Source organism: Actinomycetospora aurantiaca (genome assembly GCF_037401875.1).
Classification (GTDB): domain Bacteria; phylum Actinomycetota; class Actinomycetes; order Mycobacteriales; family Pseudonocardiaceae; genus Actinomycetospora; species Actinomycetospora aurantiaca.
Window position 1 is genome coordinate 430,423 of the sequence record NZ_JBBEGN010000003.1, and the last position, 14,470, is coordinate 444,892.

General features: G+C 72.1%; 11 protein-coding genes and 1 riboswitch. Of the genes, 6 read left to right on the forward strand and 5 right to left on the reverse strand.

The genetic code is table 11. From position 1 onward, the window contains the following. The first annotated feature begins 101 nt into the window (after positions 1 to 101). Together fdhA and WCD74_RS09885 are read left to right on the forward strand one after the other, a co-directional pair. Positions 102 to 1,310, forward strand: a complete 1,209-nt coding sequence (gene fdhA, locus WCD74_RS09880) for a formaldehyde dehydrogenase, glutathione-independent (protein WP_337694672.1) — start codon at positions 102 to 104, stop codon at positions 1,308 to 1,310. 52 nt (positions 1,311 to 1,362) lie between these two features. Continuing rightward, positions 1,363 to 1,674 (forward strand): ArsR/SmtB family transcription factor, encoded by a 312-nt coding sequence (locus tag WCD74_RS09885; RefSeq protein ID WP_337694673.1) that lies wholly within the window; start codon positions 1,363 to 1,365, stop codon positions 1,672 to 1,674. Between the two features lie 47 nt (positions 1,675 to 1,721). On the opposite strand, the gene WCD74_RS09890 is transcribed toward WCD74_RS09885, so the two are convergent. Together WCD74_RS09890 and WCD74_RS09895 are read right to left on the reverse strand one after the other, a co-directional pair. Then, positions 1,722 to 2,774 (reverse strand): ribonucleotide-diphosphate reductase subunit beta, encoded by a 1,053-nt coding sequence (locus WCD74_RS09890; RefSeq protein WP_337694674.1) that lies wholly within the window; start codon positions 2,772 to 2,774, stop codon positions 1,722 to 1,724. Beyond that, positions 2,771 to 5,620, reverse strand: a complete 2,850-nt coding sequence (locus WCD74_RS09895) for a ribonucleoside-diphosphate reductase subunit alpha (protein ID WP_337694675.1) — start codon at positions 5,618 to 5,620, stop codon at positions 2,771 to 2,773. The genes WCD74_RS09890 and WCD74_RS09895 overlap by 4 nt, the downstream gene beginning before the upstream one ends. Before the next feature lie 158 nt (positions 5,621 to 5,778). Beyond that, positions 5,779 to 5,983, reverse strand: a riboswitch (cobalamin riboswitch). 91 nt (positions 5,984 to 6,074) lie between these two features. Between WCD74_RS09895 and WCD74_RS09900 the strand changes: the two genes are divergently transcribed. The 3 genes from WCD74_RS09900 to WCD74_RS09910 are packed head-to-tail and all read left to right on the forward strand — an operon-like array spanning position 6,075 to position 9,693. Continuing rightward, positions 6,075 to 7,376: a DUF222 domain-containing protein gene (locus WCD74_RS09900; protein ID WP_337694676.1), complete on the forward strand. Its 1,302-nt coding sequence runs from the start codon at positions 6,075 to 6,077 to the stop codon at positions 7,374 to 7,376. A gap of 56 nt (positions 7,377 to 7,432) precedes the next feature. Next, positions 7,433 to 8,260, forward strand: coding sequence for an amidohydrolase family protein (locus WCD74_RS09905; protein WP_337694677.1), 828 nt, complete (start codon positions 7,433 to 7,435; stop codon positions 8,258 to 8,260). A gap of 38 nt (positions 8,261 to 8,298) precedes the next feature. Next, complete coding sequence (locus tag WCD74_RS09910; RefSeq protein ID WP_337694678.1) at positions 8,299 to 9,693, forward strand: DUF8832 domain-containing protein; 1,395 nt, start codon at positions 8,299 to 8,301, stop codon at positions 9,691 to 9,693. Here the strand turns inward: WCD74_RS09910 and rraA are convergent. Genes rraA through WCD74_RS09925 form a run of 3 tightly spaced genes read right to left on the reverse strand, consistent with a single transcriptional unit; the run spans position 9,690 to position 12,015 of the window. Continuing rightward, a complete protein-coding gene (gene rraA, locus WCD74_RS09915) occupies positions 9,690 to 10,274 on the reverse strand; it encodes a ribonuclease E activity regulator RraA (protein ID WP_337694679.1) in 585 nt (194 codons plus the stop codon). The two genes, WCD74_RS09910 and rraA, sit on opposite strands and share 4 nt — an antisense overlap. Continuing rightward, positions 10,274 to 11,143, reverse strand: a complete 870-nt coding sequence (locus WCD74_RS09920) for a 3-hydroxybutyryl-CoA dehydrogenase (RefSeq protein WP_337694680.1) — start codon at positions 11,141 to 11,143, stop codon at positions 10,274 to 10,276. Before WCD74_RS09920 ends, rraA begins: the two co-directional genes overlap by 1 nt. Then, on the reverse strand, positions 11,140 to 12,015 hold the full coding sequence (locus tag WCD74_RS09925) for a hypothetical protein (RefSeq protein WP_337694681.1): 876 nt from the start codon (positions 12,013 to 12,015) through the stop codon (positions 11,140 to 11,142). Before WCD74_RS09925 ends, WCD74_RS09920 begins: the two co-directional genes overlap by 4 nt. Positions 12,016 to 12,216: 201 nt before the next feature. Between WCD74_RS09925 and aceA the strand changes: the two genes are divergently transcribed. After that, positions 12,217 to 14,469 (forward strand): isocitrate lyase ICL2, encoded by a 2,253-nt coding sequence (gene aceA, locus WCD74_RS09930; protein WP_337694682.1) that lies wholly within the window; start codon positions 12,217 to 12,219, stop codon positions 14,467 to 14,469. Position 14,470: the final 1 nt, after the last annotated feature.

Genomic DNA, 14,470 nt, shown 5'->3' on the forward strand with positions numbered 1-14,470 from the left:
ACGGTGGCGCCGGAGCCGTGACCCGGGACACATGCATGGGTCACCATGGGCGGACGGCGCCCGGGGCGACGGGTCCCGGGCGCAGGTCGAGAGGAGCGCCCATGAAGGCCGTCGCCTACGTCGAGCCGATGAAGGTCGAGATCCGGGACATCGAGTACCCGGGGCTGGAGCTCAAGGACGGGCCCGGGGTGAACCCCGCCAACGTCGGCCGACAGTGCCCGCACGGGGTGATCCTGCGCTGCGTCTCGACGAACATCTGCGGCTCGGACCAGCACATGGTGCGAGGGCGCACCACCGCGCCGGCCGGGCTGATCCTGGGTCACGAGATCACCGGCGAGGTGGTCGAGGTCGGCCGGGACGTCGAGTTCATCAAGCAGGGCGACCTGTGCTCGGTGCCGTTCAACATCGCCTGCGGCCGCTGCCGGATGTGCAAGGAGGGGCACACCGGGGTCTGCCTGAACGTCAACCCCGACCGACCCGGGTCCGCGTACGGCTACGTCGACATGGGTGGCTGGCAGGGCGGGCAGGCCGAGTACGTGATGGTGCCGTACGCGGACTGGAACCTGCTCCCGTTCCCCGACCGCGACCAGGCGATGGAGAAGATCCTCGACCTGACGATGCTCTCGGACATCTTCCCGACGGGGTACCACGGCTGCGTCACTGCGGGTGTGACCACCGGGTCCACCGTGTACATCGCCGGGGCCGGACCCGTGGGGCTCGCGGCCGCGGCGTCGGCCCAACTGCTCGGGGCGGCCGCGGTGATCGTCGGTGATATGAACGCCGAGCGGCTCGCGCACGCGCGGTCCTTCGGCTGCGAGACGGTCGACCTGACCGAGAACGGCACCCTGCCGGAGAAGATCGAGCAGATCGTCGGTGAGCCGGTGGTCGACGCCGCGGTCGACGCGGTCGGGTTCGAGGCCCGCGGCCACGGCAAGGACGCCGGCGAGGCGCCGGCCACCGTCCTGAACTCGATCATGGAGATCACCCGGGCCGCCGGGAAGCTCGGCATCCCCGGGCTCTACGTCACCGGTGACCCGGGCGGGGTCGACGAGGCCGCCCAGGAGGGGAGCCTGTCGATCCGGATCGGGCTCGGCTGGGCGAAGTCGCACTCGTTCACGACGGGGCAGTGCCCGGTGATGCGCTACCACCGGCAGCTGATGAACGCGATCCTGCGCGACAAGGTGGCGATCGCCAAGGCGGTGAACGCGACGACGATCTCGATCGACGAGGCGCCGCAGGGCTACGCCCAGTTCGACTCCGGCGTCGCGCAGAAGTTCGTCATCGACCCGCACGGGCTGGTGAAGGCCTGAGACCGGTGGGCGCCGTGGTTTCGGCGGCGCCCACCCGGGCCAGCCCCACGACATGGGACACGCCACCGAGAACGACCCGACCGGGATGGTCGACGCCGTCCGCGCCGAGCGGATGGCGGTGACGCTGCAGGCCATCGCCGACCCGACCCGCCTCGAGGCGCTGACGATCCTGCGTGAGGGCCCCCGAACGACGCAGGACCTGAGTTCGGCGCTCGACGTGGAGGCCGAGAAGCTCACTCCCGAGATGGACCGCCTCTCCTCGCTCGGTCTCGTGGTCGAGGAGGGTGGGGCCTACCGCCTGCACGACGAGCACGTCGGGGCACTGCTCGACGAGGCGGTCGGGCACGACGCGCACCTCGACTGAGGTCGCCCGCGCGCGGACGGCGCCCTCCGCCGTCCGCGCGCGGCCGGTCACCAGGTCAGCGTGCCGCCGGTCTGGTACTCGGTCACCCGGGTCTCGAAGAAGTTCTTCTCCTTCGTCAGATCCATCGACTCGCTCATCCAGCCGAACGGGTTCTCGGTCGGCCCGCCGTACAGCGGGGCCAACCCGAGCTGCGCGCACCGCCGGTCGGCGATGAAGCGCATGTACTGCTCGCAGGAGTCCGCCGAGAGCCCGAGCATCCCCCGCGGCAGGGTGTCCCGGCCGTAGGCGATCTCCAGCTCGCATCCCTCGCCGAGCATCGTGCGGATCTCCGCGGTGAACTCCGAGGTCCACAGGTGCGGGTTCTCCGCCGCGATCTGGTTGATCACGTCGACGCCGAAGTTCAGGTGGATGGACTCGTCGCGCAGGATGTACTGGTACTGCTCGGCGATCCCCACCATCTTCCCGCGGCGGCCGAGCGAGAGGATCTGCGCGAACCCGGTGTAGAACCACATGCCCTCGAACACGATGTAGAACGCGACCAGGTCGCGCAGGAAGGCCTGGTCGGCCTCCGTCGTGCCGGTGCGGAAGTCGGGGTCCTCCAGGGTCCTCGTCCGCTCCAGCGCCCACGCCGCCTTGTCGGTGATCGACGGGACCTCGCGGTAGGCGTTGAACAGCTCGCCCTCGTCGAGGCCCAGCGACTCGCAGATGTACTGGAAGGTGTGCGTGTGCACGGCCTCCTCGAAGGCCTGCCGCAGCAGGTACTGCCGGCACTCCGGGTTGGTCAGGTGCCGGTAGACCGCCAGCACGATGTTGTTCGCGACCAGCGACTCGCTCGTCGCGAAGAACCCGAGGTTCCGCTTGATCATGTGGCGCTCGTCGGGCGTCAGGCCGTCGGCAGAACGCCACAGCGAGATGTCGGCCTGCATGGACACCTCGGAGGGCATCCAGTGGTTCGCGCAGCCGGAGAGGTACTTCTCCCACGCCCACCGGTACTTCATGGGCAGCAGCTGGTTGACGTCGGCACGCGCGTTGATCATGCGCTTGTCCGACACGGCGACCCGGCCGGCGCCGCGCTCGATGAGGTCCGGTGTGGTGGTCACTGGCAGGCCTCGCAGTCAGGGCCGTCGATGGAGCAGGCGGGAGCCGGGGCCGGCGGGGGCGCGACGGCCGGCGCGGCCGACGGCGGGGGAGTGGCAGCGGGCGCCGCGGCCGCGGGTGCGACGGCGTTGAGCTTGCCGTCGGTCACGGCCAGCGTGGACTTCTCGACGCGGGTCGCCGCCTGGCTGCGCAGGTAGTACGTCGTCTTCAGGCCGCGCCGCCAGGCGAGCTGGTAGAGCGCGTCGAGGGCGCGCCCGTCGGGCCGGGAGACGTACAGGTTGAGCGACTGGGCCTGGTCGATCCACTTCTGTCGGCGGGCGGCCGCCTCGATCAGCCAGGACGAGTCGATCTCGAACGCGGTGGCGTAGAGCTCCCGGAGGTCGTCGGGGACGCGGTCGATCTCGCCGAGCGCCCCGTCGAAGTACTTCAGGTCGCCGACCATCACGGTGTCCCACAGCCCCCGCTCGGCGAGGTCGCGCACGAGGTGGTCGTTGACGACGGTGAAGTCGCCGGACATGTTCGCCTTGACGTAGAGGTTGCGGTACAGCGGCTCGATCGACGCGGTGACGCCGGTGATGTTGGCGATGGTCGCCGTCGGCGCGATCGCCATGACGTTGGAGTTCCGCATGCCGTGGCGCCGCACCCGCTCGCGCAGCGCGTCCCAGTCGAGGCGCTGCGTCCGGTCGAGCTCCAGCTCGCCCTCGTCGCGGGTCGCGGCCAGGAGCTCCACCGAGTCGATCGGGAGGACGCCCCTGCTCCACAGCGAGCCGTCGAACGAGGCGTACCGCCCGCGCTCGACCGCGAGGTCCGACGAGGCCGCGATCGCGTGCCAGCTGACGTGCTCCATGGAGGCGTCGGCGAACTCGACGGCGGCCTCGGAGGCGAGCGGGATCCGCTGGGTGAACAGCGCGTCCTGGTAGCCCATGACGCCGAGGCCGACCGGGCGGTGGCGCAGGTTCGACCGGCGGGCCGAGGGGATCGTGTAGAAGTTGATGTCCACGACGTTGTCGAGCATGCGCACCGCGGTGCGCACCGTGCGGCCCAGCTTCTCGACGTCGATCCCGTCGGGCCCCACGTGCCGGGCCAGGTTCACCGAGGCGAGGTTGCAGACCGCGACCTCCTCGGCCCCGGTCCGCGCGGTCGTGTTCAGCGTGATCTCGGTGCAGAGGTTCGAGGAGTGCACCACGCCCGCGTGCTGCTGCGGCGAGCGGACGTTGCACGGGTCCTTGAACGTGATCCACGGGTGGCCGGTCTCGAACAGCATCGTCAGCATCCGCCGCCACAGCTCGACGGCGCGGACGGTGCGGAACACCCGGCGCTCGCCGCGGGCCGCGGCGGCTTCGTGGGCGCGGTAGGCCTCGGCGAACGCGGCGCCGTGCAGGTCGTGCAGGTCGCCGACCTCGTCGGGGGAGAAGAGCGTCCACTCGCCGTCGGCGCGCACTCGCCGCATGAACTCGTCCGGCACCCAGTTCGCGGTGTTCATGTCGTGGGTGCGGCGGCGGTCGTCGCCGGTGTTCTTGCGCAGGTCGAGGAACTCCTCGACGTCGATGTGCCAGGTCTCCAGGTAGGCGCACACCGCGCCCTTGCGCTTGCCGCCCTGGTTGACCGCGACCGCCGTGTCGTTGGCGATCTTCATGAACGGCACGACGCCCTGCGACTCGCCGTTGGTGCCGCGGATGTGGGCCCCGATGCCGCGCACGGGGGTCCAGTCGTTGCCGAGCCCGCCCGCGTACTTCGACAGCAGCGCGTTGTCCGAGATCGAGCCGAAGATGCCCGGGAGGTCGTCGGGGATCGTCGTCAGGAAGCAGGAGGACAGCTGCGGACGGGTGGTGCCGGCGTTGAACAGCGTCGGCGTGGAGCACATGACGTCGAAGTCGGAGAGCAGCGCGTAGAACTCCGCCGCGCGGGCCTCGCGGTCGACCTCACGGATCGCGAGGCCCATCGCCACGCGGAGGAAGAACGCCTGCGGCATCTCGTAGCGCACGCCCCGCGAGTGCAGGAAGTAGCGGTCGTAGAGGGTCTGCAGACCGAGGAAGGTGAACTCGAGGTCGCGTTCGGGCCGGAGGGCGGCGAGGAGCCGGTCCAGGTCGAACTCGGCGAGGGCGGGGTCGAGCTGCCCGAGGTCCACCCCGCGCCGCACGTACGCCGCGAGGTAGTCGCCGTAGCGCGCGGTCGCGTCCGCGTGGTCGGAGGGCTCGTCGAGACCGAGGGCGCCGAACGCCTCGCGCCGCAGGACGTCGAGCAGCAGACGGGCGGAGACCGTGGAGTGGTCCGGGTCGGTCTCGACGAGGGCCCGCGCGGCCAGCACCGGCGCCTGGTCGAGCTCGGCGGCGGAGATGCCGTCGTAGAGCAGGCCTCGCGTGTCGGCCAGGACGCGGTCGGCGTCGGCGCCGTCGAGGCCCTCGCAGGCCTCGCGGACCACCCGCGCGATGCGCTCCAGGTCGATCGGCGCCGAGGAGCCGTCGGCGAGCCGGACGTGGAGCTCGGCCGTCGGGGTGGGCGCAGCGGCCCGGGCTCGCGCGTGCTCCTCGCGGTAGAGGACGTAGGAGCGGGCGATCCGGTGGTGGCCGCCGCGCATCAGCGCGAGCTCCACCTGGTCCTGGATCTCCTCGATGTGCACGGCGCGCTCTGGACCGGCGTGGCGCAGCAGCGCGAGCTCGACCGCCTCGGTCAGCTCCGCGACGACCGCGCGGACGCGGCTCGACGAGCCGGCGTCGGTGCCCTCGACGTCGAGGAACGCCCGGCGGATGGCTTCGGAGATCTTGGCCGGGTCGAACGGCACGGTCTGGCCAGTGCGCTTGATCACCGGGAACGGCGCCGGGGCGTGCTCGACCGTCGCCGGTCGCACGGGTGTCGTGGTCAGGGCCTTCTCCTCGCGGCTCGCTGTCCGTGGGACCGGACCTCACGAGCACCGAGCGAGGGGTCGACCGCGGCACCTTCCCCGTGCCGGGTCCTCGACCCGCCCGTCCGGCCCTCCCACGAGGCCTGCGGACCCGCGCGCGCCGGGCGGCACACGCACCGATGGCAGGTCTTCGGACTCGTGGGCGTGGTCCTCGTGCCTACTGGCCGTCGCTTCCCGGACCGGGGTCCAGTGCTTCGTGACGGCGGTCGTTCCCACTCACCGCTGCGGGGCAGTCCCGGAGTCGCACCGGGTTCCCTGTTGCCACGGGACACCTGGCTGGCGCCCCGAACCATCAGTGCGGCGGAATCTACATCTCGGGGTGCTAGCCCGATCGAGACCCCACATCCTGCGGCGTGTCGCGATCGGCGTGGCTGTCGGAGGGTCGCGCTATCCTTCGAACATGAGTTCGGACGATGGGGTGGACGCGGTCAGCACGGAGCTGACCGCCCTGCTCGCGCGCCTGTTCGAACTCGCCGACGCCGCCACCGACCCGGCGTGCGGGGTCACCGACGCCGCCCGGATCGACCGGATCGCGCTGCTCGAACAGACCCGGACCGCGTTGGCCGCCGCCCAGCACACCGAGATGGTCGCCTTCGCCAAAGCGCACGTGGAGGCCCAGGCCGACCTGGTCGCCGCCCACGAACTCGACCCCCGCGATCTGGGCAAGGGCATCGCCGACCAGATCGCCCTGGCCTGCCACATCTCCCCGACAGTGGGCTCCCGCCGGTTGGGGGTCGCCCAGGCACTGGCCGACGACCTCCCGTGCACGCGGGCGCTGCTCGCCGCCGGGCGGCTCTGCGAACGGGTCGCCGAGCTGGTCGTCTCTTGGACCAGCCACCTCGACCCCGAACACCGCCGACTCGTCGACAAACAACTCGCGCAGGCCGGGATCGAGGGGCAGAGCCGGTTCCAGGCCGAGGCCACCATCAAGCGGCTTTCGTACGAGGCCGACCCGGCCGGGTTCACCGACCGCGCCCGCACCGCCCGCAAACAGCGGCGGGTCACCCTGCGCCCCGCCCCGGACACCATGAGCGTGCTGTCGGGGTTGTTGCCGGTCGAGCAGGGCGTCGCCTGCATCACCGCCCTGCGCCGCCACGCCGACACGTTGATCGCCGGTGGCGACGCCGACGGGCGCACGCGGGATCAGATCGTGGCCGACACCCTGGTCGAGCGGGTCACCGGGCAGACCTTCGCCGAGGACGTCAACGTCGAGGTCGGGATCGTGCTCCCCCTCGACGCCCTGACCGACCCCGACAGCCCCACCACCGGCGAGGTCGTCGGGTACGGGCCGCTGCCCGGCGGGATCGTCGCCGACCTGCTCAACACCACCCAGGGAAAGAAGTGGTGGCGGCGGCTGTTCACCCACCCCCGCTCCGGGCGCCTCGTCGGCGGCGACCCCACCCGCCGGTTGTTCGACGGGTTCCTCGCCACCCTGATCCACTACCGCGACCACGGCCGCTGCCGCGACCCGTACTGCGGCGCCCCCGCGAGACATACCGACCACATCCGCGGCAAGACCGCCGGTGGCCCGACCAGCCTCGGCAACGGCCGCCGGACCTGTGTGCGCGGCAACCAGGTCAAAGAACTCCCCGGCTGGTCCACCGACCTCATCGACGACGGCCTCGGCGAGCACCCCCACGAAGTCCGGACCACCACCCCCACCGGCCACACCTACACCAGCCGCGACGACCACCCGCCGTAACAGCCCGTCATCCGGTGGCAGCCATCCGGAAACAACCCCTTGTCAAGGTCGGACCCGTGCCGAACCTGCCCGTCGTCGACGCCCACCGCCACCTCGGTGTCCTGCCGTCCTACCCCTTCTACGGCGGCCCGCCGGTCAACCCGGACATCGGCGCCCGGGAGACGATCGACCAGCTGCGTGCCGACCTCGACGAGGAGGGGACCGAGCTCGCTGTCGTGATCCCGAACTACGGCGTGCCGGACGCCTCCGCGTCGTTCGCGCTGAACGAGCTCTGCCTCGAGGCGGCGGCGAAGGACGACCGCATCCGCACCGGCATCTGGGCCTCACCCCGCCCGCAGGACGCGGCCGAGACCACGAAGGCCCTCGAGCTCGCGGCCGAGGACCCGGTGCGCGTGATCAAGATCAGCTTCCTGCTCGGGGGCTCCGCCTCGGACCCGGAGTGCCGCCCACAGCTCGACGCGATCTTCGAGACCGCCCGGCGCCACGACCGCGTGGTCCACGTCCACACCTCGCCCGGCGCCGCGTCGGACATCGACCAGGTCGGCGAGCTGGTCGAGCGCTACGCCGACGACGTGAAGCTGCACCTGGTGCACCTCGGCGGCGGCATGAGCGGGCACATCAAGCTGATCGGCGGACGGTTCTTCGACTGGGTCGAGGCTGGGAAGCAGGTCTACACCGACACGAGCTGGGCGATCGGCTTCGCGCCCCGGTGGCTCGCCGCCGAGATCGAGCGGCGGGGGATCGGGCACGACCGCGTGCTGTTCGCCAGCGACGAGCCGTGGGGCGACCGGATCGGCGAGCTCGTGCGGATGCAGGCGGCCATGGGCGACGGCGAGCTCGGACGGCTCACCCTCGCCGACAACGCCCGATCGCTCTACGTGTGACCTGAGCACCTGCGCAGGTGATCGTATGCTCGGCGTCCGTGTCCCGTGGTCCGCTCGCCCTGCTGCTCGCCGTCGTCGCGCTCCTCGCCGGGGCGTGGCCGGTCGCGGCGCACGAGTCGGCGCCGGCGGGCACGATCCGCGTCGCGCAGACCCTGGCCGACCGCGAGCTGACGGTCACGCTCACGCCGCCGCCGTCGGGTAGCGGTCGGATGGGCGTCGCCGTCGAGGCCCTGGGCGCCGCGCCGGCCCGGCCCGTCGACGTCCACGGCGAGGCCGTCGGCGCGGTCACCCCTGTGGTGTCGGTGGTGCCGGGCCCGGTCGGGGCGCCCGGACGCTCCGCGATCGACCTCGACCGTGCGGGCGCCTGGGAGATCGTGCTCGACGACGGCGGGGCGGCCGCCCGTATTCCCGTCCGGTGGGTGGACCCGGGGACCCCGGCCTCGCTGTGGGCGTACCGGATCGGGGCGCTGGTGGCGGTCGTCGCCGGGATCGCGACGGCGACGGTGGTCCGCCGTCGTATCGCCGTCGCGGCCGGGCTCGGGGCACTGGCCGCCGCCGGGGCGGCGGTGGCGATCACGGCCTACGTCCTCGCTCCGACGCCCGTTCCGGCGGCCTACGTGGCGGGTGGGACGTCCGCCGGGGCGACGCCCGCGACGGGCGACGCGCCGACCATGGCCGGCCACGGGATGGCGGGGATGGCAGGCATGGGTGGGATGCAGGACATGCCCGCGACGGCCCCGATGGGGGAGGGCGCGGTCCTGATGACCAGCACCCTCACCGGGTCGGTGCTGGACCTGGCGCTGCGCGACGGCTCCACGGGTGCCCCGGTGGACGACCTCGCCGTGCACGACGAGGCCTTCATCCACCTGGCCGTGCTCGGGCAGGACGGGTCCGAACAGCACCTCCACCCGGTGCGCACCGGACCCGGCGCGTGGCAGGTCCGGCTCGCGCCGACCCCGCCGGGCCGCTACGGCGTGTTCGCGGAGTTCTCCCGCGACGGCATGACCCATCAACAGGTCCGTTCCGCGGTCGACGTCCCCGGGGCGCCGCCCGCCCCGACACCCCTCCCCGGACCGGGTCCGCGCGTCGTCGGGGACATGGACGTCGACGTGGCGGTGACCGGCGCCGTCGTCGGCCGCCCGGCCACCGTGCGCGCCACCTTCGTCCGCGGCGGCGCGCCGGTGACCGACCTCCAGTCCTGGCTGGGCATGGCCGGCCACCTCTTCGTGCTGGGGCCTGGCACCGACCCGGCCGACGCCGCGGTGTCGTTCGCCCACGTCCACGACATGCAGGCCCGCCCGCCGGGACGGGGCTACGGGCCGGAGGTCACCTTCACCTACGCCTTCCCTGAACCCGGCACCTACCGCCTGTGGCTGCAGGTCCTCCGGGACGGGGCCCTGGTGACGGTGCCGGTGGAGGTACCGCTCGCCTAGAAGTGGTTGGCCTCGACGCGCCAGGGGTCGATGACCAGCACGCCGTCGAGATCGGCGAGCACCACGTCGCCGGGGTTGATCGCCGCGCCCCCGAGCGCGAGCGACACGTCCACCTCGCCGCGGCCGCTCTTCGAGGACCGCTCCGGGTGGGTGGTGAGGGCCGCCACGCCGAGCTCGGTCGCCTCGAGCACGGCGGCGTCGCGCACGGCCCCGTGGACCACGACGCCGCTCCAGCCGTGGCGGACGGCCGAGTCGGCGATCCGGTCCCCGAGGAGCGCGGAGCGGGTGGAGCCACCGCCGTCGACGACGAGCACCGAGCCCATGCCCGGCTCACCGAGCAGCTGGCGCACCAGCTCGTTGTCCCGGTGGCAGCGGACCGTGCGGACCGGGCCGTAGAAGGAGCGGCGCCCGCCGAACTGGCGCAGCGGCAGGTCGAGCACCCGCGCCTGGGCGCCGAAGCGGTCGGAGGCGTCCGCGGTGGACAACTCGGCGATCTCCGAGATCAGCCGCGTCACCGCGGCCGGCCGGACGGCCGGCCGGAAGGTGCTGACGGCCGGCGTCGTCGTGAAGGGGGCGGTCATCAGGAGTCTCCGGAGTAGTCGTGGAAGCCCCGGCCGGTCTTGCGGCCGAGCAGTCGGGCGTCGGTCATGCGGGAGAGCAGTGGGGGCGGGGCGTACTGCGGTTCGGCGAACTCGGAGTAGAGCGACTCCGCGATCGCCCGGACCGTGTCGAGCCCGATGAGGTCGGCGAGCTCGAGCGGGCCCATCGGGTGGGCGCAGCCGACCCGCATCCCCGTGTCGACGTCGTGCGCCGTGGCCGTGCCCGACTCGACCATGCGGATCGCGGACAGCAGGTAGGGCACGAGCAGCGCGTTGACGACGAAACCGGCTCGGTCCGTCGCGCGGACCACCTGCTTGCCGAGCACGTCGGTCACGAGGGACTCGGCCCGGTCGCGCGCTGCGGTCGACGTCAGCAGGGAGGGCACGATCTCGACCAGGTCCAGGACGGGCGCCGGGTTGAAGAAGTGCATCCCGAGGACGTGCTCGGCGCGGTCCGTCGCGATCGCAAGACGCATGATCGGGATCGACGAGGTGTTCGACGCCAGGATCGCGGACGGGTCCTCCACGACCTTGTCCAGCGTCGCGAAGATCTCGGTCTTCGCCGCCTCGTCCTCGACGACCGCCTCGACGACGAGCCCGCGGTCGGCCAGGTCCCCGAGGTCGGCGCTCGACGTCAGCCGCGCGACCGCGGCGTCCCGCGTGGGCTCGTCGATCTTGCGCCGGCCGACCGCGCGATCCAGGGACCGGCGGATCCGGGCCTCCGCGTCCAGCGCGCAGGCCGGGTCGTGCTCGACGACGTGCACCGGGCACCCGGCGCGCAGGAACACCTCGGCGATGCCGGATCCCATCTGGCCGCCGCCGACGACGCCGACCTTCGGTAATGCGCTCATGCGAACTGCTCCTCCTTCTGAGTGGACGACGGGTGGTCGCCGGAATGCGTGGGAGTGGGCAGCCGGACGACGTATCCCAGACTCAGCAGTTCCCGCCGGAACCCCTCGACGGCGGTATCGGGCGACGGGCAGTCGTAGACCAGCCGTCTGCACGGGAAACGCGCGTGGATCGCCCCGGCGAAACGGCGCGCCTCGGCGAGATCGGGAACCGACGTGACCATCCCCACCACGTCGGCGTGGGATGCGTAGGTGAGGCCACGGGCGATCGCGGCATCGATGCCCGACCGCGTCCGGAGGAAGCCCTCCCGCGACCGGGACCCGGTGAGGGACCCGCGGTCGCGGTCGTCGGCGGCGGTGGTGAGCAGGGCCGCGTCCCGGGCCTCGGTCCGCGCGACGATGATCGTCGCCACCCCGGCGACGTCGGCGGCCAGGCGCGCGGCGTCGAGGGCGCGGACGTGCTGGGACGAGGAGACGACGACCGGTCCGGTCGTCGAGGCGCCGTGGCGGTCGGACAGATGGAGTTCCGGCGCCCCGGCGTCGATCCGGGCGCGGGCGAGTTCGAAGGCGGCGACGTGCCCGCCGGAGCCGGCCCCGGTGTCCTCGACATCCGTGACCAGCGCCGTCAGCCAGTCCGTCTCACCCTTGCCTGCCTCGGCGAGTGCGACCCGGTCCGCCCGGAGCAGCGCGTCGTCGACGCGGCGGACGACCGCGCGCGCCGCGTCCCGTCCGGTGGTCCGCAGCCGCAGGACGTCCGCCGCGGAGTAGCTCCGCTCGAGGCCGGCCCACCGCGGATCGGTCGCCCACTGCGCCTCGAGCTCCGCCACCCGCGGCTGGAGCCACGGCGGCAGGAGTGGGGTGGTGGGGATCGACATCGGGCGACTCCCGGGGTCGGGGCGCCCGTCTCGGCGCCGGTGACCCGACCCTGACGAGTCCTCGACGGCGGCGGGAGCGTGGCCACGAGCGAGGACCTGCCAACGCCGCGGCCTTTCTTGCGAATTCTGCCAACTTTACGTCTGTCACGCTGTCGACATTCCGCAGGAGCGAGATCGGGACGGGAAGGACACGCACCGACCATGACGTTCGACGACAACGTGACGGCCGCACAGGAGTTCATCGACGGCGAACGATTCGCCGGGGTCAATCGGCTCTACTCGGCGCGCCAGGTCGCGGAACAGCAGGGCAGCCTCACGGTCGACTACCCGGTCGCCCGCGAGAATGCGGCCGCATTCCACGCCCGGCTCCGCGAGCTGTTCGCGCAGAAGAGGTCCATCACCACCTACGGCCCGTACTCGCCGAGCCAGGCCGTGACGATGAAGCGCCAGGGAATCGAGGGGATCTACCTCGGCGGCTGGGCGACCTCGGCGAAGGGCTCGATCCAGGAGGACCCGGGCGCCGACCTCGCGAGCTACCCGCTCTCGCAGGTGCCCGACGAGGCCGCGGGCATCGTCCGCGCGCTGCTGACCGCGGACCGCAACCAGACCTACCTGCGCTCGCGCATGTCCTCCGAGGACCTCGCGTCCGCGCCCGAACCCGTCGACTACCGGCCGTTCATCATCGCCGACGCCGACACCGGTCACGGCGGCGACGCGCACGTGCGCAACCTGATCCGGCGGTTCGTCGAGGTCGGGGTCACCGGCTACCACATCGAGGACCAGCGGCCCGGGACCAAGAAGTGCGGCCACCAGGGCGGGAAGGTGCTCGTCGGCGTGGACGAGCAGATCAAGCGCCTCAACGCCGCCCGCCTGCAGCTGGACACCATGCGGGTGCCCGGCCTCATCGTCGCGCGGACCGACGCCGAGGCCGCCACGCTGCTCGACAACAGCGGCGACGAGCGCGACCACCCCTTCATCCTGGGCGCCACCGACCTCGCGGTGCCGTCGTACAAGCTCGCCTCGCTCGCGCTGATGCGGATCTTCCACGACGCCGGCCACGCGATGTTCGACGGCTGGTCGCTCTACGAGATCACCGACGAGGAGTACGCGTCGGCCTTCAGCTGGTTGCAGCGGACCGGCATCCGCGCCACTGCGGAGACCCGCTCCAAGGAACTGCAGGGCGAGGCCGCCCCGGCCGTCGAGGCCGCGTACGACGAGGTCGTCTCCGGCATGGTCGAGCAGTGGGAGACCGACGCCGGCGTCATGACCATCGGCGAGGCCGGTCTGGCCGCCCTCAAGCTCCTCGAGGAGGAGGGCAACGACCTGCCCGTCTCCCTCGAGGAGTGGACCGCGTTCGCGGAGACCGCCTCTTTCTGGGCGCTGCGCACCCGGGCGCGCGAGCTCGACCTCTCGTTCACCTGGGACGCCGACCTGGCGCGGACCCCCGAGGGCTTCTACCAGGTGCGGGGCGGGCTCGAGTACGCGATCGCGAAGTCGCTCGCGGTCGCCCCGTACGCGGACCTGATCTGGATGGAGACGGCGTCGGCGGACATCACCGAGGCCCGTGAGTTCGCCGAGGCGATCCACGCGCGCTTCCCGCAGGCGATGCTCGCCTACAACCTCTCGCCGTCGTTCAACTGGGACTCCACCGGGATGACCGACGACGAGATGCGGGAGTTCCCGCGGCTGCTCGGCGAGGCCGGCTTCGTCTTCAACTTCATCACCTACGGCGGGCACCAGATCGACGGGGTGGCGGCCGAGGAGTTCTCCACCGCGCTCCTGACCGACGGGATGCTCGCCCTGGCGCAGATCCAGCGGAAGATCCGCCTGCTCGAGTCGCCGTACCGGACCCCGCAGACGCACGTCGGCGGTCCGCGCCTCGACGCCGCCCTCGCCGCCTCGTCCGCCCGCACCGCGACCACGAAGGCCATGGGCAAGGGGTCGACGCAGAGCCAGCACCTGGTGCAGACCGAGCTGCCGAAGAAGGTCCTCGAGGACTGGCTGGCGGACTGGAGCACGTTCTACGAGCTCGACGAGCGGCTGACGGTCACGCTCCGACCCAGTCGCGAGGGAGCCGGTGTCCTCGAGCTCTCGGTGCTGGGGGAGGACGACGAGAAGAAGGCGAACGTGGTCTTCGCGCCCGCCCAGGACCGCCGCGGCCAGGTGATCCTGTCCGTCCGCGACCAGAACACGTTCGCCCGGGAGATGCGCCAGAAGCGCCTCATGACGATGGTGCACGTGTACCTGATCACCCGGTACAAGGCGGGGTGGGTGCACTACCTGACCCCGACCGAGGACAACGACTACCAGACGCAGAAGATGAAGGAGCACGGCGTCTACTCGGCCGTGTCCCCGGAGGTCGGGCAGATCATCGTCGCGCAGGTGGACGCCGAGGCCGTGCGGGCCCTGGCCGACGGCGACGCGATGGGCAAGTTCCTCCGGCGCGAGAGCTGAT

What these genes read in the sequence shown, in the direction of transcription:
- WCD74_RS09925 (WP_337694681.1), bottom strand. Translation starts at nt 12,015, where the DNA reads ATGTCGATCCCCACCACCCCACTCCTGCCGCCGTGGCTCCAGCCGCGG.
- WCD74_RS09920 (WP_337694680.1), bottom strand. Translation starts at nt 11,143, where the DNA reads ATGAGCGCATTACCGAAGGTCGGCGTCGTCGGCGGCGGCCAGATGGGA.
- aceA (WP_337694682.1), top strand. Translation starts at nt 12,217, where the DNA reads ATGACGTTCGACGACAACGTGACGGCCGCACAGGAGTTCATCGACGGC.
- WCD74_RS09900 (WP_337694676.1), top strand. Translation starts at nt 6,075, where the DNA reads ATGAGTTCGGACGATGGGGTGGACGCGGTCAGCACGGAGCTGACCGCC.
- rraA (WP_337694679.1), bottom strand. Translation starts at nt 10,274, where the DNA reads ATGACCGCCCCCTTCACGACGACGCCGGCCGTCAGCACCTTCCGGCCG.
- WCD74_RS09885 (WP_337694673.1), top strand. Translation starts at nt 1,363, where the DNA reads ATGGGACACGCCACCGAGAACGACCCGACCGGGATGGTCGACGCCGTC.
- fdhA (WP_337694672.1), top strand. Translation starts at nt 102, where the DNA reads ATGAAGGCCGTCGCCTACGTCGAGCCGATGAAGGTCGAGATCCGGGAC.